Below are 21570 nucleotides of genomic sequence, written 5' to 3'. Positions count from 1 at the left end.
TGGCGATTTCTTCAACGGAATTGACCGTGCGTGGCGAACTTGGTTCAGGCGCGTTCGTCGGGTTTCAGATGAGCGCGCAGTGCTGCCAGCTCCCGTTCCAGTTCGACCTGGCGGCTGACGTCTTTCTGGATGCCGATGAAGTAAGTGCGCTGGTCGAAGCCGCTCTTCACCGGCGTGATCGACAGCTCGTTCCAGAAGGCGCTGCCATCCTTGCGATAGTTACGCAGCACTTCGCGGCATGGGCGGCCCTCGGCCATGGCCTTGCGGATGCGTGCGCGGCCAAGCTGGTCACGGTCGTCAGCCTGCAGAAACCGGCAATCCTGATAGAGAATCTCGTCACGGCTGTAGCCAGTGAGGCATTCGAAAGCGGCGTTCACGTAGATCAGGATGGTGTCGTCGCCTTCCTGTTCGGCAACCACGATGCCGTCATTGGACGCATCGACCATCGATTGCAGCAATTGCGCGTTGATCATGTCCGGGCCATAGGTGAAGGAAAACGGAAGATGGCGACTTTGGTAAGGGCGGCCTTTTGCCAGCGTTGAATGCTAGTATCCTACGTTTTCACTCAGTTTCGGAATCCTCTACTCGATGAAAGTCGCCATTATTTCCGGCTCGGTCTATGGCACCGCCGAAGAAGTCGCCCGTCACGCTGAATCGCTGCTCAAGGCGGCGGGTTTCGAGGCTTGGCATGCTGCGCGTGCCACCCTTCAGGATCTGCAGGGTTTTGCCCCCGACGCCTTGCTGGCCGTGACCTCGACCACCGGTATGGGTGAGCTGCCGGACAACCTCATGCCGCTGTACAGCACCATTCGTGACACACTGCCCGCAGCCTGGCGTGGCCTGCCTGGCGCGGTGATCGCGCTGGGCGACTCCAGTTATGGCGATACCTATTGCGGTGGTGGCGAGCAGATGCGTGAGCTGTTCGCCGAACTGGGCGTGCGCGAAGTGCAGCCAATGCTGCGCCTGGATGCGAGCGAGACGGTGACCCCGGAAGCGGATGCCGAGCCTTGGCTGGCTGAGTTGGCGAGCGCACTGAAAGCCTGAACCGGCACCTGGGCAGGCGTGTTAGCTGTGCGGCTCGCGCAACAAGGCCAACCACGCCTGCGCTGCCCGTGACAGGTAGGCGCCGCGTCGCCAGATAAACGCGATGTCCCAGCGCAAATCTTCCTGCGTATTCAACGGCACACGCACCACCCCGGGGCGCTCCAGCGCTTTTGCCACTACCCGGGGCAGCATCACCACGCCCTGGCCCGCTGCAACCAGCGCCGCCAAAAAATCCGCCTGCCCGCTGCGTCCGCCTTCCTTGGGGGTGAAGCCCTGCTGCTGGCACGCCTTCAGCAGCCGGTCGTTGAGCACAAAACTGCGCTGGTACAGCAGAAAAGGTGTATCGGCCAGTTGCTCCAGGGCCACAGCGTCCAGGCCCGCCAAGGCATGGCCAGCCGGCAGCAACGCATCCAGCCGTTCGTTGCAGAAAGGCTGGTAGTCGAATGCCTCGTCGGTAGGCGTCAAACAGCCGCCCAGTTCCAGTTCGCCACTTCTGACCGCCTGTTCGATGCTGCGGCTGCCGCCTTCCAGCAGCTGGATGGCGATGTTCGGATGGCGCCGCCGGTACTCGGCGAAAAAGCCGGCGAACAGCGTGTCGCTGCCAAGCATCGGCAAGCCCAGGCGTAGTTCGCCACGCTCCATCTGGCTGAGATCGTCCAGCTCGTTGAGTAGCGCCTGGCGCTGACGCAGCAGGGCTTCGCCACGCTCCAGCACGATGCGGCCGGCAGCGGTCAAGTGCAGTTGCGAAGCCTGGCGCTCCAGCAGCGGCTGGCCCACATCTTGCTCAAGCTGGGCCACCTGCTTGCTCACGGCCGACTGGCTGATGTGCAGGGTCTGTGCCGCCTGGGTAAAACCGCCGCGGTGGACCACTTCGATGAAGCTGCGCAGTTGTTTGAATTCCATGCTTCGGATTCCATTTTGGAATGGTGAGCAGTCTAACAATTCGCTTCTGGCCTAGGCAGCCAAATCTTAAAATGAGGGCCTGTCGAGGAACCCCTGCCATGAAACCTGCATTACTGAAAAAAGCTCTGCGCCTGCTTGTCGAGCTGGCGGTTCTCTGTGCGCTGTTCCTGCTTGGTGGCCAGATTGCCAGTTGGCTGGGCTGGCCGATCCCCGGTGGTGTAATGGGTCTGGCACTGCTGTTGATACTGTTCGCTTCGGGTGTGCTCAAACCGGCCATGCTGCAATTGGGTGCTGGCTGGCTGATGGCTGAGATGCTGTTGTTCTTCATCCCGGCGCTGATGAGCCTGCTCGACTATGGCTCACTGATCCGTGATGAGGGCTGGCGCATCTTGCTGGTGATCGCCGTGAGCACGCTGATGGTGATGATAGTAACCGCCATGACCGTTGAGCTGGTGTGCCGCTGGAGGTTGCGCCATGAGCCTTGAACCCATGCCGCTGTTCTGGTTGGCCTTGACCTTGCTGGCTTACCTGGGCAGCCGCTGGTTGTACCGGCGTAGCAAACGCTACCTGCTGTCACCGTTGATCCTGGTGCCGGTGTTGCTGTTGGCTGTGGCCGTGCCACTGCATACAGCCTATGCCGAGTATGCGCGCAACACCCACTGGTTGATGAGCGTGCTCGGCCCGGTGACCGTAGCCTTCGCGGTACCGATCTGGCAGCAGCGGGCCATGCTGGCGCGCCACTGGCCGGCCTTGATGGTGGGCATGGTCGCTGGCAGCAGTGCCTCGATCGCCAGCTCCTGGGGGCTGGCGCACCTGTTGGCGCTGGACAGCGCAACCAGCCTGTCGCTGGTGCCGCGCTCGATCACCACGCCATTTGCCATGCCCTTGGCCCACGACCTGGGTGGGGTGCCAGAACTGACCGCGGTGTTCGTGATGTTCACCGGCGTGCTCGGTGCCATGTTCGGCGGTGTGCTGTTGCGTTGGTTGCCGCTGCGTACGCCGCTGGCACGAGGTGCGCTGTTCGGTGTTGGCGCGCATGGTGCCGGGGTTAGCCGGGCGCAGGAAGTGGGCCGTGAGGAAGGCTCGGTGGCCGGTCTGGTGATGGTCCTGACCGGGCTACTCAACCTGTTCGCGGCCCCCTTGTTGGCCTTACTCCTCTGACCGTTCGTGCCACTGACTCGCTCAGTCATCAAGCTGGCTGGCAACGCAAGTTCCAGCCAATGGGCTGCTGGCTAGACTTTGCCTCGACATAGAGAGCACATGTAAGTGCCGAGGTGACATGCAATGAACGCAGCCTTGCCCTATTCCGCCAACACCACAACACCGGGACACTTCTGATGCCTATGGCCGAGATTCCATTGTGCGTCTGGCGTACCCGGGCACAGAGTTTCATCTTCCGGGGCCAGAGCATCCGCTACTGGACCGCAGGGCAAGGAGAGCCTCTGCTTCTGTTACACGGTTTCCCCACCGCCAGTTGGGACTGGCACTACCTGTGGGGCCCTCTGAGCCAACGTTTCCGGGTGATCGCTTGCGACATGCTCGGCTTTGGTGATTCGGACAAGCCTGTCGATCACACTTACAGCCTGATGGAGCAAGCAGACCTGCAGCAGGCATTGCTTGCCCACCTGCAGGTCACGGAGCCAGTACACCTGTTGGCTCACGACTACGGTGGCAGCGTCGCGCAGGAACTGCTGGCGCGACACCATGAGCAGCGTGCCGACATTGGCAGCTGTGTGTTCCTCAACAGCGGGCTGTTCCCCGAAAGCTGCCGCATGCTACTGATCCAGAAGTTGCTGCTCAGCCGGTTTGGCTGGCTGGTCGGGCGCTCGTTCGGGCGTGACGACCTGGTGCGCAATGTGATGCAGGTCTACGGCCCCTGCACCCATCCCAGTGAAAGCGCGCTGGATGACTTCTGGAGCCTGATCGCTGCCAACCGGGGCACGCGCATCCTGCACAAGCTGGTGGGCTACATGCCGGAGCGCAGGTTGCACCGCGAACGCTGGGTAGGGGCGATGCAACGTAAAGGCGTGCCGCTGCGCTTGATCAATGGCATTGTCGACCCGCTTTCCGGCGCGCACATGCTTGAGCGCTACCGGCAACTGGTGCCGGAGCCGGACACCGTGCAGTTACTGGGCATTGGCCATTACCCGCATACGGAAGCGCCAGTGCAGGTCCTGCGCCACTACCTGGCCTTTCGTGAGCGGCCGCTGAGCTATTACCCGCCGAAAGTGGCGTGGTCATGACGAGGCCTTTGCGCTGATGAGAGTGACAGCCACCTGACGGGCAGGATGCATTTTCAGACATCAAAAAAAAGGCCGCTGCAAGCCGCAGCGGCCAATCGAGACGTCAGATCAAGGAGCTTCAAAATCTACGTCGGTGAACCTAGCAGGCTTGAAAGGCGGGGGGGAGAGCCCTTCAAGCCGGCCAGTGAGTTAAGAATAAGCGCTTGATCCGTCTGGAAAAATAGCTTCTGTCGACATTCACCTTTACGTTTCGGGCAACAGTGCCAAGTGCTGGTAAGTTTCCCTGCGCTATTGCCTTTCTCATCCGTTCACTCGAACAGAACCCGGACGCACCTGCGGATTTTCTGATCTACAGCCTGGCCAGCGGTTGCTGGTTCGATACTGAACGCGCGCGCTGCCCGTGAACTCGTCCCTGCCTTTGCTGAAAGCAGACCATCATCAAAGGGCACGCCACGTATTACACCTTTTCCGGCTTTGCCCGCATTACTTCGGCTACCGGCCAGGATATCTCGCACCTGGTGGAGTGGGAGATCGTACTGGCCGGCATCCTCAGCGTGCCGTTTCCGCTGGCAGCCATGGCCGTCGGGCTGTTCTGTGCGGCCAGGTCCTGCGTCACCGGGGCCATCGCGTGGAGCGATGGCGACCGTTCTGCCGCCTTGCTGTCGTTCGCGGCGGGGGTGGCAGGAACGGTGGCTTCCACGGGGGGCTTGGTACGGCTGTTCGGTGCCGCGCAGAAATACATCACCGTGGTTTCCCGGGCAGAGGTGTCGCAGCCCACGGCCTTCTCGCGTGTGATCGGGCGGCTATGCGATGACTACGGCGATTTGGTGAGCGAGGTGGCGCCCGCCCTTTATGACGGTTTCTCTCAGGAACTGCTCTGGCTGGTCGAGGAGGAAACGCTAGACGTCGAAGCGCAGTGTGGGTTGCCCGCGTAACCCATGCGCCAGCTCACGGTTCGTGCGGCCGTGAGCAGGCGCTGCGCTGCCGGCCCATGTTCATCGGCATGGAAGATCGACGTCGGCCCGGCCACGGTCATCACCGCGGCGATCTGCCCCATGGCGTTGAATACCGGCGCCGACAGCGCATCCACCCCCGGCATCAGCAGGCCATGCACATGGTGCAGGCCCTGTTCGCGGATGCCGGCCAGCAGTGTGTGGTAGTCACTGGCGGTTTGTTGCAAAGCGGCCAGTTCCCTGTCGCGCAGCTCCTGGGTTTCTCGCTCGGGCAGGTAAGCGGCGAATACCAGCCCGGTGGACGAGCTGAGCAACGGCAGCACCGAGCCGATCTGGGTCACCACGGTGACCGCGCGCACGGCAGGTTCGATGCTTACTACCGTGGCCCCCTGGTTGCCCCACACGGCGATGAAGCAACTTTCGTTGAGTTCATCTCGCAACTGCGACAACGGCATCGCCGCCACCTTGAGCACATCGATGCTGCCCAGCGCCGCCAGCCCCACCCGCAATGCCTCACGCCCCAGCCCGTAATGGTTGGTGGCCGCATCCTGTTCGGCAAAACCACTGGCAATCAGCGCCTGCAGGTAGCGATGCACTTTGCTCGCAGGCATCTGCACGTGCTCGGCCAGGCGCGATAGTGAAGTCGAGGGTGAGAGTTCGGCGAGGGCCTTGAGGATGTCGGTGCCGACTTCCGCCGAGCGGACCTTCTGCTTGCCGGTGTCGGTGGGGGAGTTGGCTTTGGCCATGGGAGGGGAGGTTCCGAATTTATCGTGTCGCCTTTATAGCTTGACGCCTTGAGCGGAGCAAATTACGTTATTCGTAATTTGATTACGATAAAAACAAAATCCGGAGGCATCGATGAACCGCGACACGTCGCCCGACCTTCACTACCTGAGCGGCTTCGGCAACGAATTCGCCAGCGAAGCATTGCCCGGGGCGCTGCCTGTCGGGCAGAACTCCCCGCAGAAGGCCCCGTATGGCCTGTATGCCGAGCTGCTGTCGGGCACGGCGTTCACCATGACCCGTAGCGAGCTGCGCCGTACCTGGCTATACCGCATTCGGCCTTCTGCCTTGCACCCACGCTTCGAGCGTCTGGCGCGCCAGCCGCTCGGCGGGCCACTGGGGGGCATCAACCCCAACCGCCTGCGCTGGAGCCCGCAGCCGATTCCTGCTGAACCGACCGATTTCATCGAAGGTTGGCTGCCCATGGCTGCCAACGCCGCAGCGGAAAAACCGGCTGGCGTGAGCATCTACATCTACTGCGCCAACCGGTCCATGGAACGGGTGTTCTTCAACGCAGACGGTGAGCTGCTACTGGTGCCGGAACAGGGCCGCCTGCGCATCGCCACCGAACTGGGCGTGATGGAGGTCGAGCCGCTGGAAATTGCGGTGATCCCGCGTGGCATGAAGTTTCGCGTCGAACTGCTCGACGGCCAGGCACGTGGCTATATCGCGGAAAACCACGGTGCGCCGCTGCGCCTGCCGGACCTGGGCCCGATCGGCAGCAACGGCCTGGCCAACCCCCGCGACTTCCTCACGCCCGTGGCCCGGTACGAAGAAGCCGAAGGCCCGGTGCAACTGGTACAGAAGTTCCTGGGGGAACACTGGGCCTGCGAGCTGCAGCACTCGCCTCTGGACGTTGTGGCCTGGCATGGCAGCAACGTGCCGTACAAGTATGACCTGCGCCGCTTCAACACCATCGGCACGGTCAGCTTCGACCACCCGGACCCCTCGATCTTCACTGTGCTCACCTCGCCCACCAGCGTGCATGGCATGGCCAACATGGACTTCGTGATTTTCCCGCCACGCTGGATGGTGGCCGAGAACACCTTCCGTCCGCCATGGTTCCACCGCAACCTGATGAACGAGTTCATGGGCCTGATCAATGGCGCCTACGACGCCAAGGCCGAGGGCTTCCTGCCGGGTGGTGCCTCGTTGCACGGGGTGATGAGTGCCCATGGCCCCGACGCCGAAACCTGTGAAAAGGCCATTGCCGCCGATCTGGCGCCGCACAAGATCGACAACACCATGGCCTTCATGTTCGAGACCAGCCAGGTGTTGCGCCCGAGCCTGCAAGCCCTTGAGTGCCCGCAATTGCAGGCCGACTACGATAGTTGCTGGGCGACCTTGCCGAGCACCTTCAACCCGAACCGGAGATAATCCATGAACCACTCTGCTAATGCCCGTAGCTGGGTCGAGCACGCCAACGGGCACAGCGACTTCCCCCTGCAGAACTTACCATTGGGCATCTTCAGCCGGCCGGGTGAAGCCAGGCGCTGTGGCGTGGCCATCGGCGACGCGATCCTCGACCTGGAGGCGGTGCTGGCCGCCGGGCTGTTCGACGGGGCGGCCAAGGCCGCCGTTGAAGCCACCCGCGGCGGGTCTTTGAACGCATTCTTCGCTTTGGGCCGCAATGCCCGCGTAGCCCTGCGCGAGCGTTTGCAGGTGCTGCTTGGTGAGCACAGCGAACACCAGGCGGCCCTGAAGCCGGCGCTGCTCCCGGCCAGCGACTGCCAGCTGCACGTGCCAGCGCAGATCGGTGACTACACCGATTTCTACGTTGGTATCGAGCATGCGAAGAACGTGGGTAAGCTGTTCCGCCCCGACAACCCACTGTTGCCCAACTACAAGTACGTGCCGATCGGTTATCACGGCCGCGCCTCCACCATCCGCCCGTCCGGCACCGACGTACGCCGGCCCAAGGGCCAGACCCTGCCGGCGGGGCACACCGAGCCGAGCTTCGGCCCTTGCGCTCGCCTGGACTACGAGCTGGAGCTGGGTATCTGGATTGGCCAGGGCAATGACATGGGCCAGGCAATTCCCGTAGGCGATGCCGCCGAGCACGTAGCCGGCCTGTGCCTGCTCAACGACTGGTCGGCGCGCGATATCCAGGCTTGGGAATACCAGCCACTGGGGCCGTTCCTGTCCAAGAGCTTCATCACCACCATTTCGCCCTGGGTGGTCACCGCCGAAGCGTTGGAGCCGTTCCGCTGCGCCCAGCCGGCCCGCCCGGAAGGCGACCCACAGCCACTGTCGTACCTGCTGGACAAGCGCGACCAGGCCAGCGGTGCATTCGATATCGAACTCGAAGTGCTGCTGCTGACCGAGCGCATGCGCGAGCAGGGCATTGCCCCGCACCGCCTGACCCTGAGCAACACCCGCAGCATGTACTGGACCGTGGCGCAGCTGGTGGCGCACCACAGCGTCAACGGCTGCCAGTTGCAGCCGGGTGACCTGTTCGGTTCGGGCACGCTGTCGGGCGCCACGCCGGGTTCGTTCGGTAGCCTGCTGGAGATCACCGAAGGCGGCAAACTGCCGGTCGAGCTGGCCAGCGGCGAGGTGCGTAAATTCCTCGAAGACGGCGACGAAATCATCCTGCGTGCCCGCTGCACACGTGACGGCGTGGCCAGCATCGGTTTCGGTGAATGCCGCGGCACGGTCATCGCAGCCAACTGAGGAGGCAGGGGTATGGAGCTGTACACCTATTACCGTTCCACCTCGTCCTACCGGGTGCGCATTGCCCTGGCACTGAAGGGGCTGGCTTACCAGTCCCTGCCGGTCAACCTGCTGCAGGGTGAGCAGCGCGGTGAGGGCTATGTAGCCGTCAACCCGCAGGGCCGCGTACCGGCCTTGCGCACCGACGGTGGTGAGGTGCTGGTGCAGTCGCCGGCGATCATCGAGTACCTGGAAGAGGTTTATCCACAGCCTGCGTTGCTGCCAGCCACAGCCGAGGCACGGGCCAAGGTACGGGGTGTGGCGGCCATCATTGGCTGCGACATTCATCCGCTGCACAACGTCAGCGTACTCAACCGGCTGCGCCAGGCCGGTCAGGACGAGGGGCAGGTCAACCAGTGGATCGGCCACTGGATCAGCCAAGGGCTCGCGGCAGTGGAGCAACTGATTGGCGATCATGGTTTCTGCTTTGGTGAAACACCTGGGTTGGCGGATGTGTATCTGATCCCGCAGTTGTACGCGGCCGAACGCTTCAACATCGACCTCGGCAGCTTCCCACGCATCCTGCGGGTTGCCGCACTGGCGGCCGCGCACCCGGCGTTCGCCAAGGCCCACCCCGCCCAGCAGCCGGACAGCCCGGCTCAGTGAAGTGAACGGTTCGCCGCCGGAAGCTTGCCGATTTGCTCGGACAGCTTCAGGCGCTGGACCGGGTCTTCCGTCAGTAGCAACGCATGCTCCAGGTCGAAGCGTTCGGCCTGCGGGCAATCCAGATGATGGTAGAGCGAGGCGCGGGTCATGTAGTCGCTCACCTGCACCGGGCCCAACAGCATGATCCGCTCTGCATCGATCAACGCCGCCAGGTGGTTGTCGTTACTGATGTGCAGCTGGCGCAGGTTGCGTGACAGGCGTTGCAGCATTTGCAGCGGGCTGGCGCTGCGCAGGTGCTCTGCTGTCAGCGCCTGGTGCGGGCCGAACTGGCGCGCCAGCAACTCGCGGCAGTCGCTGGGGTACAGGCGCCGGCCGCCGCAGGGGTCGAGCAGGTGGTCTGCACCCGGCACGCGCAGCAGGAAATGGCCAGGGAAGCCCACACCCTCCAGCGGTATGGACAGGCGCCTGGCCAGTTCCAGAGCGAGGATGGCCAGTGTCAGGGGTTGGCCCCGGCGGCGCTGCAGTACCTTGTCCATCATTGCTGCATGCGGGCGCAAGGGGTGGTATTCATCTTGCTGAAAGCCCAGCGCATTGAGCTGGCGCAGCAGTGGCTGGGCCAGTTCGCATAGTGGAAGCATCGGCAGGTTGGCGCTTATCTCGCGCTGCAGGTCGTGCAGCGCAGCAAGGCTGGCCGCGGGCTCGACACCAGGGTCGTGCTCGGCGGCAATCCACAATGCGGCTTCCAGCAGGTCGACAGGCTCGCGTTCCAGGCAGGCCAGGCAGGCTTGACGTGGCTTCATGGGGCATCTCCACACACGCTTGAGTATTAGCCGTGGCGCGCGGTTTCGTCCAGTGGTCCGGCGGCGGCGTCAACGCCGAGGCCGTGCCTATACTGGAAGGAGCACCTCGTAGGGGAGCCGGTCGATGTTCGCGCTGATGCAAAGCACCCGTACCCAGTCACTGCACCTGTTCAATGACCCGCCTACGGGCCTGAAAGCCGTTGTGGCAATCCACAGTGAGCAGTTGGGCCCGGCCATGGGGGGGGGCCGTTACCTGCCTTACGCCGATGACGAAAGCGCCATGACCGACGCTATTCGCCTGGCTCAGGGCATGAGCTACAAGGCAGCGCTGGCCGGCTTGCCGATGGGGGGTGGCAAAGCGGTGATCATGCGCAACCCCCATGTGGAAAACCGCGCCGCGCTGTTCGAAGCCTTTGGCCGCTTCATCGATACCTTGAATGGGCGCTTCATCATTGCCGTGGACAGTGGCACCTCCACCTTGGACATGGACTGCATTGCCCATAGCACTCCCTATGTGACCAGCACCACTGCCTCGGGCGACCCATCGCCGCATGCGGCGATGGGGGTATTCGCAGGCATACGTGCCACTACCTCGTTCCGGCTGGGCAGCGATGACCTGAGAGGCTTGCGGGTAGCGGTGCAGGGGTTGGGCAATGTCGGTTATGCACTGGCGGAGCAATTGCATGCGGTGGGCGCGGAGCTGCTGGTCAGCGACCTGGACCCGGGGCGGGTGCGGCTGGCGATGGAGCAGTTCGATGCCAAACCGGTGACCAACGATGCGTTGATCAGTACCCCTTGCGATATCTTTGCACCCTGCGGCGTGGGCCCGGTACTGAACGGGCAGAGCGTGATGCAACTGCGTTGTGCGGCAGTAGCGGGGGCAGCCAACAACCAGCTGACTACCTTGCAGGTGGCAGACCAACTGGAGTCGCGCGGCATATTGTATGCACCTGACTACGTGATCAATGCCGGTGGGCTGATCTATGTGGCACTCACCCACCGTGGCGAAGACCAGCGCACAATTACTGCGCACCTGGCGCGGATCCCTTCACGGCTGACCGAAGTGTTTGGCCATGCGCAGGCGGAGAAGCGTTCGCCGGCAAGGGTGGCGCAGATGTTGGCGGAGCGGTTGTTATATGGTTGAAGGTTGATGATGGTGTTGCTGACCACTTCGCGGGCAAACCCGCTCCCGCACCTTCAGATCACTCGGCAGCAGGATCCTCAAGCAACTCGGCCAACGCATCCGGCTGGCTTTTGAACGCCCGGGCGAACACGTCACGGTTCTTTGCCATGTAGATACCGGCTTCCTCGACCTGCTGCTCAGTCAGCGACGGCACCGCCTTGTGCAGTACTTCTGCCAGGCGCTCGGCCAGTTCGAGCATTTTGTCGTGACGGTCTGCTTCGGCCTTATCCATGAACAAGCGCTCCGGGTCGCGGCTGCTGCGGTACACCACTTCGACGGCCATTCATCACCTCTATGCCTTTTTGCTGGTTGTGTTGCGATTTACTGTATCTATATACAGTAATGGCAATGCTGGTTGGTGCGCAAGCAGAAATTGTAGCGTGGTATAGACCGGGCGAATGCGGTGGCGGCTGCGACGGTGAATGGCGGGGGGATATTGGCCGGCAGGTCCGGCCTATTCGCGGGTGAACCCGCTCCTACGGGGGCGTTAACGGCTGGATTTTGCGTCAGGCACGTGATCGCAAGGAAAGCAGTCTGGCTCAAGGCATGCGCTGTAGATGTAGATGCTTTGTTGGCGGTCAAGCTTTTCTGTGGGGGGCTACGGCCGATTGTGTCAGGGCGGCAAGGCGCCTGCCTTGGTTTTTGCGGTGTTGCGTAGATCGAGCGCCGCCCGCGCGGCGCATCGCGAGCAAGCTCGCTCCTACATTTGTTTCGGGCCAATTATTCCTGGGGCAGACGCGCACGTCCCCTTGGCGCTCACCTCGATATCGTGGGGGACAAACAGGGCGGCCGCGCGCGTAGGCACAGGCGATACTGGCCCGAAACAAATGTAGGAGCGAGCTTGCTCGCGATGCGCCGCGCGGGCGGCGCTCGATCTCACAGGCGCTGAAACTGCTGCGGCAAACACATAGAGGCCTTCATCCAACCTGAAGTGAAATCCTCACGGCTTCATACCCAACTCGGCATCATCCATAAGCGCCTTGGCCATGGCACTCAGATAATGGGCCGCCCAGATCATCATGGGCCTCTCCTCCATCAGGCCTGTGATGGTCAACTCCCGCACATAGCCCATCAATTCCGACGACTGCTCGCGGGCGTCCCTGCAGGGGATGCCGGGCTCGATGCGGAACAGTGGATGGGTGCTGTTTTCGCCTTGATAGAAAGTGGTCTTGCCGACGGTGAATTGGGTGTCTTCTGTTGTCATTGTTCAATCCCCTGAAGTTTCTCTAGTGCCTGGGCCGACCCTTTCGCGGGCATGCCCGCTCCCACAGGATCCCACAGGCTCCCACAGGTACTGTGCAAGTCTTCAAGACTGTGGTGATCCTGTGGGAGCCCGCGAAGAGGCCGGCCCTCCCGGCGCATAAACCAGCCTTAGTGCGAAGTCCTGGGCTCAGCGGGCATCTGCAACTGAACCAGTGCCGACTCAAGCAGAGCCCGGAGCGCCTCCAGTTCATGCATCGAGGTCATCATCAGGATCGAAACCGGTGACTTGGGCTGAAGCAGCAACGCCTGATGCACCACGGTAGCTGCGCACAACGCGTAGTCGGTGGCCTGGATCAGGGTGTCTTCGAGGGAATGGGGGGTGTGGGGTGGATCGGGAACTATTTTCAGCATGGTGAAGGCCTGTTCAAAGTTGGGGCCACCACCTCCTGCTGTCAAACAATGAGGCGGCAGCTGTACATGGGTTGACAGACCGGTGAACAGAACCAAAAGCCGGCGCACACGAGGTGCCCCATGACAGCTGCCATAAAGGCAAAGCCATGTGGTTAGTTCAGGGCGGCCTGTCAAAGCCGATCGCTGACTGGCAGCGACGACCCCAGACTAGTGCGCATGCCCGAACGCCACAATGGCAGGGAGTATCTTTGGGAAATGCCCTACAAGGAAGGGGTTAAATCTGATTTTTCCCCCAAGCACGGCGTGTATTTCTGCAATGCGCCATGCCTCAAGGTGCCTTGCGGCAATCGGTCGCCTTCCAAGACAGGGGCTTGGCCCTTTAACTGCATGGCACAAGCGTCACATCAGCGACGCATCATCCTTAAAGACGTATCGGGGAATGGAACATCGTGAACATCAAATGGGCAGAAAAACTGCGCAAGGGCCTGCACGGCTCGGCCGACTCGCTGGGCAACCTGTGCGTCGAGGCGTTCCATTACCTGGCGCTGTTCGGCATTGGCGCCATCACCGCCTACGCGGCAGTCGTGACGTTCCTGGACATGCTGGGCAAGGGCGGGATCAGTGTCGATGACATCTTGCTGTTGTTCATCTACCTGGAGCTGGGGGCGATGGTGGGGATCTACTTCAAGACCAACCACATGCCGATCCGCTTCCTGCTGTACGTGGCAATCACCGCGCTCACTCGCCTGCTGATCGGCGATGTTTCGCACCACAAGGCACCGGACGAAGGGCTGCTGTACCTGTGCGGCGGCATCCTGCTGCTGGCGTTCTCGATCCTGGTGGTGCGCTACGCTTCGTACCGCTACCCCTCGACCAAGGTGCTGGACGCCAATGGCAAGGCAGTGGAAGAGGGCAAGTAAAGGGGCTACTTACCCAGTGCCAAGGCCTGCGGTGCAGGTTGTTGAATCCTGGCTGGCGCTCGGGAAAGAATCGCAACATTGGGTTGCGGTCATGGGGCGCCAAAGGAGACAGCAATGAGTGTGACCACCGAACAAGTACATGCCCATCTCAAGACTGCGCTGAAGCTCGACCCCGATGCTGTGCATGTCACCGAAGTTGCCGATGTGATCGGACTGGACGTGATACGTAGCCGCACGCTGCTCGAAGAGTCGCTGCACTGGTTGAAACAGAATCAGGAACCGACCTACGACCAAGGCCTGTTCGGCCTGTTCGATAAACCCGGTACCTTCGACCCGGCGCATCGGGTAGTTGGTTTGCGCCTGCCCGACCTGGAGCGTGAGATCGGGCGGATGCTGGGGGGGTTGGGCTGAGTCAGTTGGTCATGCTGACTGCCGCGAATGGCCGGACGTTTGTGTTCGGGTCGCGGGTCAGTGCTGCCAACACCTGCAAAGGGTTCTGCCCCAACTCGATGGCCAAGCCCAGGCGGATGCTGTCGATCACCCGCTGCAGGCGCACCGGGTCGTTGCGCTGGGCCTGTGTGATGAGGCGCTTGGCGACCACGCCGGCGTCGTCGGACAGGGTCAGCATGATGCTGCCGTCAAGGTTGGCAATGCTCAGGTTCACCCGGTATTCGGGGGCGAATGCAGCACTGATTCGTTCGAATGGGTTATTCATGGTCTTGCTTCTGCGTTGAGTGAATGCAGAGGTTGACCGGGACGTTCGCACGTTGGTTCAGCGCCATTGATCGGCACAAACGAAAACGCCCGGCTCAAGGCCGGGCGTTTTGCTATGCCGATCAGGCGTCTGGGTCACTCAGTTCCAAGACGCCGCGCTTGCTGCGCAGCTTGCCGTAGAAGTGCTCCAGCGCGTGATTGAGCTTGGTGGCGGCACCGTCGACTGCCTGGTCCAGCGAACTGGCGGTGTGGGTCACGGAAATCGGTTGGTGGCCTTTCGGGCGAGCCTCCATCTGGCAGCGTTTGTCATGCGGTCCGGGCTTGACGCCGTTCTCGTCGCGCAGGTGAACCTCGATGCGGGTGAGGTCTTCTTCGTAACGTTCCAGCGAGTTCTGCAGTGTGCTGCGGACCCACTGGTCGAGCCGGGCGTTACCGTCGAAATCGTTGCTGCTGTTGACCTGGATTTGCATGATTCAATCCTTATTCAGCTTGCTCGCATGGAGACGCGCCTAGGCCCTTGAGACCCTTGGAATTTCTGCGCCTCTTGACTCTAAGGTCAGGCAAGCGCGAGACGAATTCAAGCCCTTTTGGAAAATAAATTTCTTGTTGCAGATTGGCGGACTGCGACGCGCCGCTATCGCGGTCAAGCAGGTAGATAGTCCTGAGCTTTGATTATGAGAATTGAAATCATTATTATTGTAATCTCGAAAACGCCCGGACCCCGTCATGACGCGCAAAATCGCCGGCCTCCCGCTCAGCTATCGCCTGGCCGTGACATCCCGTAGCTTCGCCGCGCTGCTGGGCGGTTATCTGCTGGCGTCCCTCGCGAGCGTCTGTATTGCCTTGCTGGCCCCACTGCCAAAGGTCGATGCCACGCTCATCGGCCTGCTGCTGTCGTTCGTCTTCTACCTGCTGGCGTTCATCTGGTGTTTTGCCTGCCGCAGCGCCTTTCGCGCCTGGTTGGGCGTATTGGCGCCAAGCCTGCTGCTGAGCGTGATCAGCGGCGTTGCCTACTGGATGAAAAACGCATGAAAGAAGGCTTCCGCCAGGCCATGGCCTGGCTGCACACCTGGACTGGCCTGATCTTCGGCTGGCTGTTGTTCGCCATCTTCCTTACCGGCACGCTGTCGTACTTCAAGGAAGAAATCACTCATTGGTCACAGCCTGAAGTACGCAGCCATGCTTTGGACCCGATCAATAGCCTGGCAGTCGCTCAACGTTACCTGCAGGACAATGCAGGGCATTCGAGTACCTGGTTCATTCGCATGCCGAACGAACGGGAGGCCGCCTTGAGTGTGGGCTACCGCGACCCCAGTGGCGGCCCGCGTGGCTTCGTCAGAAAAACCCTCGATACCCAGACCGGCCAGCCGGTGGAAGCACGTGACAGCCGCGGTGGTGAGTTCTTCTACCGCTTCCACTTCCAGCTTCAGATGCCTTACCCGGTTGGCCGTTGGCTATCGACGTTCTGCGCGTTCATCATGCTGCTGGGGTTGGTCACCGGCATCATTACCCACAAGAAGATCTTCAAGGAGTTCTTCACCTTCCGCCCTGGCAAGGGGCAGCGCTCCTGGCTGGACGGGCACAACGCCATCGGCGTGCTGGTGCTGCCGTTCCACCTGATGATCAGCTACAGCAGCCTGGTGCTGTTCATGTACATGGTGATGCCGGCAGGCATCATGGCCAGCTACGGCAATGACACCGGCAAATACTTCAATGACCTGTTTGGCCGCAATGATGCGCCCAAGGCGGCCCAGGTGGCCACGCCGCTGGTAGCGCTGCCGAGCCTTTACGGCAAGGTGCAGGAGCTGCAGCCGGGGGCGCGTATCGGCAACATCCAGGTGCAGAACCCGGGCGACAGCAATGCCCGCGTCACCTTCACGCAATCGGCAGCCGACCACGTGGCTTATCGGCGTAGCGCCAACTGGACATTCGATGGGGCCAGTGGTGCGCTGTTGAGCCAGGGCAAGCCAGAGAGCGGGCTAATGATGACCGCCTTCAGTTTCGCCGGCCTGCACATGGGTAACTTCGCCGGGCCTTGGCTGCGCTGGCTGTATTTCTTCTTTGGCGTGGCCGGTACTGCGGTGATTGGTACCGGGTTGGTCATGTGGTTGGGCAAGCGCCAGCTTAAGCACGCCAAGAGCGGAGCTGTGCCAGGTGAGCTGCGCCTGGTCGAAGTGCTCAATATGGCCAGCATGAGCGGCTTGTTGCTGGCGGTGGCGAGCTTCTTCTGGGCCAACCGCCTGGTGCCCATGGCTGTCGAAGGTCGGGCCGACTGGGAGGTGAATGCTTTCTTCATCGCCTGGGGCCTGTCGCTGGTGCACGCCGTGCTGCGTAGCGGGCGCAAGGCCTGGGGCGAGCAACTGGCGCTGGGTGCGCTGGCCTTCGCCCTGCTGCCGTTGCTCAATGGCCTGACGACGGACCGGGGCTTGAACCATTCGGTACTGGAGGGCGACTGGGCCATGGCCGGCTTCGACCTGACAGCCCTGGGGACCGGCCTGTTTCTGGCTTGGCTGGCCCGCAAGATGCTGGCCAGCCCCACGCCTGTAGCCAAGCGCGCGGCGCGTACGACAAAAAAGCCGAGCATTGAAACGGTGGGGGTGAGCTGATGCTGGGTAACGCACTGATCGCCTTTGCAGGCTTCGTTGCGCTGTGCCTGGCGATGGAAAAGCACTTCAGCGACTTGCTCGGGCGCAAGCCGCACCCCCGCCACTTGCACCTGTTGCGTGTTGCAGGTTGGCTGCTGTTGATGCTGTCGCTGGTGTTCAGCGTGCACCAGCGTGGCTGGGCCCTCGGCTTGGTGGAGTGGACCGCGGTGATGATGGCCGGGGTAGCACTGTGGGTGTTCGGCCTGCCGTACCAGCCTCGTCTGCTGCTGGGCCTGGCCGCCGTCAGCGTGGTGCTGGGTCCGATGCTCGTCGTGTTTGCCGTGTGACCCCCGTGAGCGAGCCAAGGGATATCATCGAGCCTGACGCTGACAGCGCAGGCGGGCGTGCACGTTTCGTCCAGGTGTTCGAGGCCCAGCGTGCGCGTATGGAGGCGTTGGTAAGCCGTCGGGTCGGCTGCCGCGCCACCGCTTCGGACTTGGTCCAGGAGTTGTTCCTGCGTTTCTGGCGTCGCCCCGAGGTCAAGGTCGAGGCGCTGGACACTTACCTGCTGCGTTGCGCGGGCAACCTGGCCATAGACCACCTGCGCAGCGAGAGTAGCCGCGAACGCGTGGCCGAAGCGGCTGTGCCGGTGAGCGAGGCGAGCCTGGCCCAGGCCCCTGAGCAGGCCGTGGAGGTCGACCACGACTTGCAGCGTATCGAGGCCACCTTGCGTGCCTTGCCCGAGCGCACCCGGCAGATCTTCCTGCTCAACCGCATTCACGGCTGCAAGTACAGCGAGATCGCCAAAGCCATGCAGCTGTCACAGAGCGCCGTGGAAAAGCATATGATGCGCGCCCTTGAAGCGTGCAAGGCGAGTGTTGCCGAGCCCGCGTCCACCCCACGCCGGCCAGGGAGCGCCCGTCGATGAGCCGTTTACCGCCGATCACCGAAGCGCAGTTTCAGGCTGCCCTGCAATGGTTCAACCGGATCAACGAGCAACCTGGGCAAGCCGAAGGCGCGGCATTCAAGCGCTGGTTGCTGGCCGACCCCGCACACCGCGCAGCCTACGAACAGGCCCAGGTGCTTTGGCAGAAAAGCGCCGCCCCGGCAGCGCGGCTGGCGGACGAAGAACAGGACGCCCTGCAGCGCTACCTCGATGCCATGGCCAGACCACCGGCGCGTGGCGGCTGGCGGCGGGTGGCACGGCTGGCGTTGGCAGCCTGCCTGGTGCTGGCAGTGGGCGTCGCAGGTGGTTGGCACCCGGGGTACTGGTTGCAGGACCTGCAGGCGGACTACAGCAGTGCCGGGCAGATCCGCCAGGTGACCTTGGCCGATCAGTCGCAGGTGACGCTTGATGCAGGTAGCGCCATTGCGGTCGATTTCGCCCAGGGTGAGCGCCGTGTGCGGTTGCTGCATGGCGCGGCGTTCTTCGAGGTTACCCATACCGGTGAGCCGTTCCTGGTGGAAGCTGCCGGCGGTGAAGTGCGGGTGCTCGGCACCCAGTTCGAGGTGCGTGCGCAAGGCGAGGGCGCCCAGGTGACGGTGCGCAGCGGGCGTGTGGGCGTCAGCCCCGCGCAGGGCACTTTGGTGCGAGAACTGACTGCCAACCAGCAGGTGACCTACCGCGCAGGCAGGGTAGGCGACACCTTGGCGGTGGACAGTGACAACCGCCTGGCCTGGCGCCAGGGGTGGCTGAACTATTACCAGGTACCGCTGGCGCAGGTGATCGAAGACCTTGGGCGTTATTACCCAGGGCGCATCCTGTTGCTCGATGGTGACCTGGGGCAGCGCAAGGTCAGCGGCAGCTTCCCGGTGGCCGAGCCGCTGCTGGCGCTGGATTCGCTGGGCAAGGTGATGGGTTTCTCACGGCAGACCGTGTTGGGGCGTTTGACCCTGGTTCGGTAGTTGCCTGTGCCAGCCTCTTCACGGGCAAACCCGCCCCTACAGTGTTGCGCGCCCCCCTGTAGGAGCGGGTTTACCCGCGAAGAGGCCGGCACAGCAAAAATATTTCCAGGCACAGGTGAGGTAACAGCACGTGGTATCCGTGTAATGAGTGAAAGTGCGATTGATTCGCAATAATCACCCTCCCACAGGTCAGCGTCCATGAAGTTCTCCCCGCGTTGCGTCCCTCTCTGGTTCGGCCTTGCTGCGCTCCCGGTCTTCGCTGTCGCCCCGCTGGCAAGCGCGGCCGAGCAGCTGCAGGCCTATACCTTTGCCCAGCCGGCCCAACCCTTGGCCCAGGCTCTGAACGCCTTCAGCCGTACCGCTGGCCAGAGCGTGGTCTACACCCTCGAGCTGCCGGGCGTGCAAGCGCCGGCGCTGAATGGTCGGTTCAGCGCCGAGCAGGCGCTGCAACAACTGCTGGGCAATGCTGGGCTGGCCTGGCGCCGCGTCGACGCACGTACCTTGACGCTCGAACCTGCAGACACCTCCGGAGCCCTCAACTTGCAGGCCACCACCGTGACCTCGCAACTGGACGACTACAGCTATCAGCCACCGGCCAGCGCTTCGATCATGCGCGGGCAGGGCCCAAACCAGGACATCCCCCAGGCAATCAACGTGGTACCGGCCCAGGTCATCCGCGACCAGGCCCCGCGCAACCTCGATGACGCCCTGGCCAACGTCAGCGGCATTACTCAGGGCAACAACTTCGGCGGCACATCCGACACGGTGATGAAACGTGGCTTCGGCGACAATCGCGACGGCTCGATCATGCGTGATGGCATGCCCGTGGTGCAGGGTCGCAACCTCAACACCAGCACCGAGCGGGTCGAAGTGCTCAAGGGGCCTGCCTCGCTGCTGTACGGTATCCAGGACCCGGGTGGGGTCATCAACGTGGTCAGCAAGCGTCCGCAGTTGCAGCAGTACAACGCCCTGACTGTGCGCGGCTCGACCTATGGCAGCGGCAAGAACGGCAGTGGTGGCGGGCTCGACAGCACGGGCGCACTGGGTGACAGCAACTTCGCCTACCGCCTGATCGTCGACCACGAAGACGAAGACTACTGGCGCAACTACGGCGTGCACCGCGAATCGCTGGTGGCGCCGTCGCTGGCATGGCTGGGCGAAGACACCCAGGTGGTGCTGGCCTACGAGCACCGTGAATTTCTCTACCCCTTCGACCGTGGCACCGCGTTCGGCAACAACGGCCACCCGCTGAATATCCCCGCCACACGCCGACTGGACGATCCGTTCAACGACATGGAAGGGCGCTCCGACCTGTATCGCCTGGAAGTCGACCATCAACTGGCCGATGACTGGAAGCTGCACTTCGGCTACAGCTTCAATCGTGAGACCTACGATGCCAGCCAGGTTCGCGTGACCGGCGTCAACGAAACACAAGGCACGCTGACACGCAGCATCGACGGCACCCACAATGCCATGAGCCGTGACCAGTTCGTGACGCTGAGCCTCAATGGCAATGTCGAGCTGGCGGGGATGCAGCATGACCTGCTGTTCGGCATCGACCATGAAGACCGCAAGATCTTTCGCGGTGACCTGATCCGCCAGACACCGCAGTCCACGTTCAGTTATCTGGACCCGGTCTACGGACAGGAAGTGGAGGGTTCCAACGTACGCGCCAGCGACAGCGACCAGACCGACAAGCTGCGCACCGATGCGCTGTTCGTGCAGGACGCGCTGCACCTCGATGACCACTGGATCCTTGTAGCAGGAACCCGCTTCCAGCAGTACGACCAGTACGCTGGCCGCGGTCGCCCGTTCAAGGCCAATACCGACAGCAGTGGCCAGGCCTGGGTACCTCACGCCGGTATCGTTTACAAAGTCGACGACCAGCTCTCGTTGTATGGCAGCTACAGCGAGTCGTTCAAGCCCAACTCGACCATCGCGCCGCTGACCGGCAATGTTGTGCTCGACGCCTCGGTGGCACCTGAGGAGGGCAAGGCGTGGGAGCTGGGCGCCAAGCTCGACATGCCGGGCCGTATCACGGGCACCCTGGCGTTGTTCGATATCACCAAACGCAATGTACTGGTTTCGAACATTGACGCCATCACCCGCGAGACGGTCTACAGCAATGCGGGTGAGGTCAGTTCACGCGGTGTGGAGCTCGACGTGACCGGCCAGCTCAGCGAGCGCTGGAGCTTGATCGGCAGCTATGCACTGACCGATGCCAAGGTAACCAAGGACCCTGATCTTCAGGGCAACCGCCTGCAGAACGTGGCCCGGCACAGTGGCTCGTTGTCGGCGGTGTATGACTTTGGCAGCCTGTTCGGGGGGGATCGGCTGCGCTTCGGTGCCGGGGCCCGTTATGTAGGCGAGCGTTCGGGTAACTCAACCAATACCTTCGACTTGCCGAGCTATACCGTTGCTGATGCGTTTGCCACCTATGAGACCCAACTCGACGAGCACAACGTGCGCCTGCAACTGAACGTGAAGAACCTGTTCGACAAGGTGTATTACAGCTCGGCGGTGAACCAGTACTTTGTGGCGGTCGGCGATGCGCGGCAGGTAAGTTTGTCGAGCACCTTCGAGTTCTAGGTCATCGGGGGCCGCA

General features: G+C 62.4%; 25 protein-coding genes and 1 pseudogene. 17 read left to right on the top strand and 9 right to left on the bottom strand.

Translation table 11 applies throughout. The features are described from left to right. Positions 1–44: 44 nt before the first annotated feature. The gene (locus ACF8EA_RS15430; protein WP_392522504.1) at positions 45–473 is read right to left on the bottom strand and encodes a PAS domain-containing protein; all 429 of its coding nucleotides are present in this window, start codon (positions 471–473) and stop codon (positions 45–47) included. Positions 474–588: 115 nt separating this feature from the next. Between ACF8EA_RS15430 and ACF8EA_RS15425 the strand changes: the two genes are divergently transcribed. After that, positions 589–1044 (top strand): flavodoxin, encoded by a 456-nt coding sequence (locus ACF8EA_RS15425; protein ID WP_021784279.1) that lies wholly within the window; start codon positions 589–591, stop codon positions 1042–1044. A 21-nt stretch (positions 1045–1065) separates the two neighbouring features. Here ACF8EA_RS15425 and ACF8EA_RS15420 read toward each other — a convergent pair whose 3' ends face one another. Continuing rightward, positions 1066–1947 carry a LysR family transcriptional regulator gene (locus tag ACF8EA_RS15420; RefSeq protein ID WP_101196256.1) on the bottom strand — a complete coding sequence of 294 codons (882 nt, stop codon included), beginning with the start codon at positions 1945–1947 and terminating at the stop codon, positions 1066–1068. Between the two features lie 98 nt (positions 1948–2045). On the opposite strand from ACF8EA_RS15420, the gene ACF8EA_RS15415 reads away from it, so the two are divergent. The 4 genes and pseudogenes from ACF8EA_RS15415 to ACF8EA_RS15400 all read left to right on the top strand — a co-directional run. Then, positions 2046–2432, top strand: a complete 387-nt coding sequence (locus ACF8EA_RS15415) for a CidA/LrgA family protein (RefSeq protein ID WP_101196255.1) — start codon at positions 2046–2048, stop codon at positions 2430–2432. Further along, entirely contained in the window at positions 2422–3108 is a 687-nt protein-coding gene (locus ACF8EA_RS15410; protein ID WP_021784276.1) for an LrgB family protein, read from the top strand. Before ACF8EA_RS15415 ends, ACF8EA_RS15410 begins: the two co-directional genes overlap by 11 nt. A 176-nt stretch (positions 3109–3284) precedes the next feature. Next, positions 3285–4190, top strand: a complete 906-nt coding sequence (locus tag ACF8EA_RS15405; RefSeq protein WP_103469453.1) for an alpha/beta fold hydrolase — start codon at positions 3285–3287, stop codon at positions 4188–4190. 515 nt (positions 4191–4705) lie between these two features. Further along, positions 4706–5125: pseudogene (locus ACF8EA_RS15400) on the top strand (hypothetical protein); the annotation flags it as partial. Here ACF8EA_RS15400 and ACF8EA_RS15395 read toward each other — a convergent pair. Beyond that, entirely contained in the window at positions 5056–5889 is an 834-nt protein-coding gene (locus tag ACF8EA_RS15395) for an IclR family transcriptional regulator (protein WP_392522503.1), read from the bottom strand. The pseudogene ACF8EA_RS15400 and the gene ACF8EA_RS15395 overlap by 70 nt on opposite strands. Positions 5890–6001: 112 nt before the next feature. Between ACF8EA_RS15395 and hmgA the strand changes: the two genes are divergently transcribed. Genes hmgA through maiA form a run of 3 tightly spaced genes read left to right on the top strand, consistent with a single transcriptional unit; the run spans position 6002 to position 9244 of the window. After that, positions 6002–7303, top strand: coding sequence for a homogentisate 1,2-dioxygenase (hmgA, locus tag ACF8EA_RS15390; RefSeq protein WP_392522501.1), 1302 nt, complete (start codon positions 6002–6004; stop codon positions 7301–7303). 3 nt (positions 7304–7306) lie between these two features. Then, positions 7307–8599: a fumarylacetoacetase gene (fahA, locus tag ACF8EA_RS15385; protein WP_392522499.1), complete on the top strand. Its 1293-nt coding sequence runs from the start codon at positions 7307–7309 to the stop codon at positions 8597–8599. Positions 8600–8611: 12 nt separating this feature from the next. Then, positions 8612–9244 (top strand): maleylacetoacetate isomerase, encoded by a 633-nt coding sequence (maiA, locus tag ACF8EA_RS15380; RefSeq protein WP_103463059.1) that lies wholly within the window; start codon positions 8612–8614, stop codon positions 9242–9244. Here maiA and ACF8EA_RS15375 read toward each other — a convergent pair. Beyond that, positions 9238–10044, bottom strand: a complete 807-nt coding sequence (locus tag ACF8EA_RS15375) for a SirB1 family protein (protein WP_392522498.1) — start codon at positions 10042–10044, stop codon at positions 9238–9240. The two genes, maiA and ACF8EA_RS15375, sit on opposite strands and share 7 nt — an antisense overlap. 124 nt (positions 10045–10168) lie before the next feature. Here ACF8EA_RS15375 and ACF8EA_RS15370 point away from each other — a divergent pair, with 124 nt between their 5' ends. Further along, complete coding sequence (locus ACF8EA_RS15370; RefSeq protein ID WP_392522497.1) at positions 10169–11188, top strand: Leu/Phe/Val dehydrogenase; 1020 nt, start codon at positions 10169–10171, stop codon at positions 11186–11188. 58 nt (positions 11189–11246) lie between these two features. Here ACF8EA_RS15370 and ACF8EA_RS15365 read toward each other — a convergent pair whose 3' ends face one another. The 3 genes from ACF8EA_RS15365 to ACF8EA_RS15355 form a co-directional block, all read right to left on the bottom strand. Next, positions 11247–11510 carry a YebG family protein gene (locus ACF8EA_RS15365; protein ID WP_101196252.1) on the bottom strand — a complete coding sequence of 88 codons (264 nt, stop codon included), beginning with the start codon at positions 11508–11510 and terminating at the stop codon, positions 11247–11249. Between the two features lie 657 nt (positions 11511–12167). Next, the gene (locus tag ACF8EA_RS15360; protein ID WP_021784266.1) at positions 12168–12431 is read right to left on the bottom strand and encodes a DUF3077 domain-containing protein; all 264 of its coding nucleotides are present in this window, start codon (positions 12429–12431) and stop codon (positions 12168–12170) included. Between the two features lie 167 nt (positions 12432–12598). Next, the gene (locus ACF8EA_RS15355; protein ID WP_392522495.1) at positions 12599–12841 is read right to left on the bottom strand and encodes a hypothetical protein; all 243 of its coding nucleotides are present in this window, start codon (positions 12839–12841) and stop codon (positions 12599–12601) included. A gap of 449 nt (positions 12842–13290) precedes the next feature. Between ACF8EA_RS15355 and ACF8EA_RS15350 the strand changes: the two genes are divergently transcribed. After that, positions 13291–13761, top strand: coding sequence for a phosphate-starvation-inducible protein PsiE (locus ACF8EA_RS15350; RefSeq protein WP_003251685.1), 471 nt, complete (start codon positions 13291–13293; stop codon positions 13759–13761). 114 nt (positions 13762–13875) lie between these two features. Further along, positions 13876–14172, top strand: coding sequence for a hypothetical protein (locus ACF8EA_RS15345; RefSeq protein ID WP_392522494.1), 297 nt, complete (start codon positions 13876–13878; stop codon positions 14170–14172). A gap of 1 nt (position 14173) precedes the next feature. Here the strand turns inward: ACF8EA_RS15345 and ACF8EA_RS15340 are convergent, their stop codons facing one another. Both ACF8EA_RS15340 and ACF8EA_RS15335 read right to left on the bottom strand, forming a co-directional pair. Beyond that, positions 14174–14476 carry a DUF3509 domain-containing protein gene (locus ACF8EA_RS15340; protein ID WP_392522492.1) on the bottom strand — a complete coding sequence of 101 codons (303 nt, stop codon included), beginning with the start codon at positions 14474–14476 and terminating at the stop codon, positions 14174–14176. 121 nt (positions 14477–14597) lie between these two features. Continuing rightward, positions 14598–14945 (bottom strand): HPF/RaiA family ribosome-associated protein, encoded by a 348-nt coding sequence (locus ACF8EA_RS15335; protein ID WP_003251689.1) that lies wholly within the window; start codon positions 14943–14945, stop codon positions 14598–14600. 256 nt (positions 14946–15201) lie between these two features. On the opposite strand from ACF8EA_RS15335, the gene ACF8EA_RS15330 reads away from it, so the two are divergent. The 6 genes from ACF8EA_RS15330 to ACF8EA_RS15305 all read left to right on the top strand — a co-directional run bounded on the left by ACF8EA_RS15330 (position 15202) and on the right by ACF8EA_RS15305 (position 21554). After that, positions 15202–15507, top strand: a complete 306-nt coding sequence (locus tag ACF8EA_RS15330; RefSeq protein ID WP_021784088.1) for a DUF3649 domain-containing protein — start codon at positions 15202–15204, stop codon at positions 15505–15507. Beyond that, positions 15504–17081, top strand: a complete 1578-nt coding sequence (locus ACF8EA_RS15325; RefSeq protein ID WP_021784089.1) for a PepSY domain-containing protein — start codon at positions 15504–15506, stop codon at positions 17079–17081. Before ACF8EA_RS15330 ends, ACF8EA_RS15325 begins: the two co-directional genes overlap by 4 nt. Next, entirely contained in the window at positions 17081–17407 is a 327-nt protein-coding gene (locus tag ACF8EA_RS15320) for a DUF3325 domain-containing protein (protein ID WP_392522491.1), read from the top strand. Before ACF8EA_RS15325 ends, ACF8EA_RS15320 begins: the two co-directional genes overlap by 1 nt. 5 nt (positions 17408–17412) lie before the next feature. Further along, on the top strand, positions 17413–17988 hold the full coding sequence (locus tag ACF8EA_RS15315) for an RNA polymerase sigma factor (RefSeq protein WP_392522490.1): 576 nt from the start codon (positions 17413–17415) through the stop codon (positions 17986–17988). Continuing rightward, a complete protein-coding gene (locus tag ACF8EA_RS15310) occupies positions 17985–18965 on the top strand; it encodes a FecR family protein (RefSeq protein ID WP_392522488.1) in 981 nt (326 codons plus the stop codon). Before ACF8EA_RS15315 ends, ACF8EA_RS15310 begins: the two co-directional genes overlap by 4 nt. A 198-nt stretch (positions 18966–19163) precedes the next feature. Continuing rightward, the gene (locus tag ACF8EA_RS15305) at positions 19164–21554 is read left to right on the top strand and encodes a TonB-dependent siderophore receptor (RefSeq protein WP_392522486.1); all 2391 of its coding nucleotides are present in this window, start codon (positions 19164–19166) and stop codon (positions 21552–21554) included. The last annotated feature ends 16 nt before the right edge of the window (positions 21555–21570 follow it).

The sequence above is a fragment of the Pseudomonas sp. YQ_5 genome (genome assembly GCF_043103305.1).
Classification (GTDB): domain Bacteria; phylum Pseudomonadota; class Gammaproteobacteria; order Pseudomonadales; family Pseudomonadaceae; genus Aquipseudomonas; species Aquipseudomonas putida_Y.
The sequence above is the reverse complement of the archived record's forward strand: the minus strand, read 5'-3'. Positions and strand labels throughout refer to the sequence as shown.

Bases quoted from the DNA above. Each gene is read 5' to 3' on its own strand.
- maiA (WP_103463059.1), top strand. From the start codon at position 8,612: ATGGAGCTGTACACCTATTACCGTTCCACCTCGTCCTACCGGGTGCGC.
- ACF8EA_RS15310 (WP_392522488.1), top strand. From the start codon at position 17,985: ATGAGCCGTTTACCGCCGATCACCGAAGCGCAGTTTCAGGCTGCCCTG.
- ACF8EA_RS15360 (WP_021784266.1), bottom strand. From the start codon at position 12,431: ATGACAACAGAAGACACCCAATTCACCGTCGGCAAGACCACTTTCTAT.
- ACF8EA_RS15425 (WP_021784279.1), top strand. From the start codon at position 589: ATGAAAGTCGCCATTATTTCCGGCTCGGTCTATGGCACCGCCGAAGAA.
- hmgA (WP_392522501.1), top strand. From the start codon at position 6,002: ATGAACCGCGACACGTCGCCCGACCTTCACTACCTGAGCGGCTTCGGC.
- ACF8EA_RS15375 (WP_392522498.1), bottom strand. From the start codon at position 10,044: ATGAAGCCACGTCAAGCCTGCCTGGCCTGCCTGGAACGCGAGCCTGTC.
- ACF8EA_RS15355 (WP_392522495.1), bottom strand. From the start codon at position 12,841: ATGCTGAAAATAGTTCCCGATCCACCCCACACCCCCCATTCCCTCGAA.
- ACF8EA_RS15305 (WP_392522486.1), top strand. From the start codon at position 19,164: ATGAAGTTCTCCCCGCGTTGCGTCCCTCTCTGGTTCGGCCTTGCTGCG.
- ACF8EA_RS15335 (WP_003251689.1), bottom strand. From the start codon at position 14,945: ATGCAAATCCAGGTCAACAGCAGCAACGATTTCGACGGTAACGCCCGG.
- ACF8EA_RS15330 (WP_021784088.1), top strand. From the start codon at position 15,202: ATGACGCGCAAAATCGCCGGCCTCCCGCTCAGCTATCGCCTGGCCGTG.
- ACF8EA_RS15410 (WP_021784276.1), top strand. From the start codon at position 2,422: ATGAGCCTTGAACCCATGCCGCTGTTCTGGTTGGCCTTGACCTTGCTG.
- ACF8EA_RS15430 (WP_392522504.1), bottom strand. From the start codon at position 473: ATGATCAACGCGCAATTGCTGCAATCGATGGTCGATGCGTCCAATGAC.
- ACF8EA_RS15405 (WP_103469453.1), top strand. From the start codon at position 3,285: ATGCCTATGGCCGAGATTCCATTGTGCGTCTGGCGTACCCGGGCACAG.
- ACF8EA_RS15420 (WP_101196256.1), bottom strand. From the start codon at position 1,947: ATGGAATTCAAACAACTGCGCAGCTTCATCGAAGTGGTCCACCGCGGC.
- fahA (WP_392522499.1), top strand. From the start codon at position 7,307: ATGAACCACTCTGCTAATGCCCGTAGCTGGGTCGAGCACGCCAACGGG.
- ACF8EA_RS15395 (WP_392522503.1), bottom strand. From the start codon at position 5,889: ATGGCCAAAGCCAACTCCCCCACCGACACCGGCAAGCAGAAGGTCCGC.
- ACF8EA_RS15340 (WP_392522492.1), bottom strand. From the start codon at position 14,476: ATGAATAACCCATTCGAACGAATCAGTGCTGCATTCGCCCCCGAATAC.
- ACF8EA_RS15370 (WP_392522497.1), top strand. From the start codon at position 10,169: ATGTTCGCGCTGATGCAAAGCACCCGTACCCAGTCACTGCACCTGTTC.
- ACF8EA_RS15345 (WP_392522494.1), top strand. From the start codon at position 13,876: ATGAGTGTGACCACCGAACAAGTACATGCCCATCTCAAGACTGCGCTG.
- ACF8EA_RS15325 (WP_021784089.1), top strand. From the start codon at position 15,504: ATGAAAGAAGGCTTCCGCCAGGCCATGGCCTGGCTGCACACCTGGACT.
- ACF8EA_RS15365 (WP_101196252.1), bottom strand. From the start codon at position 11,510: ATGGCCGTCGAAGTGGTGTACCGCAGCAGCCGCGACCCGGAGCGCTTG.
- ACF8EA_RS15320 (WP_392522491.1), top strand. From the start codon at position 17,081: ATGCTGGGTAACGCACTGATCGCCTTTGCAGGCTTCGTTGCGCTGTGC.
- ACF8EA_RS15415 (WP_101196255.1), top strand. From the start codon at position 2,046: ATGAAACCTGCATTACTGAAAAAAGCTCTGCGCCTGCTTGTCGAGCTG.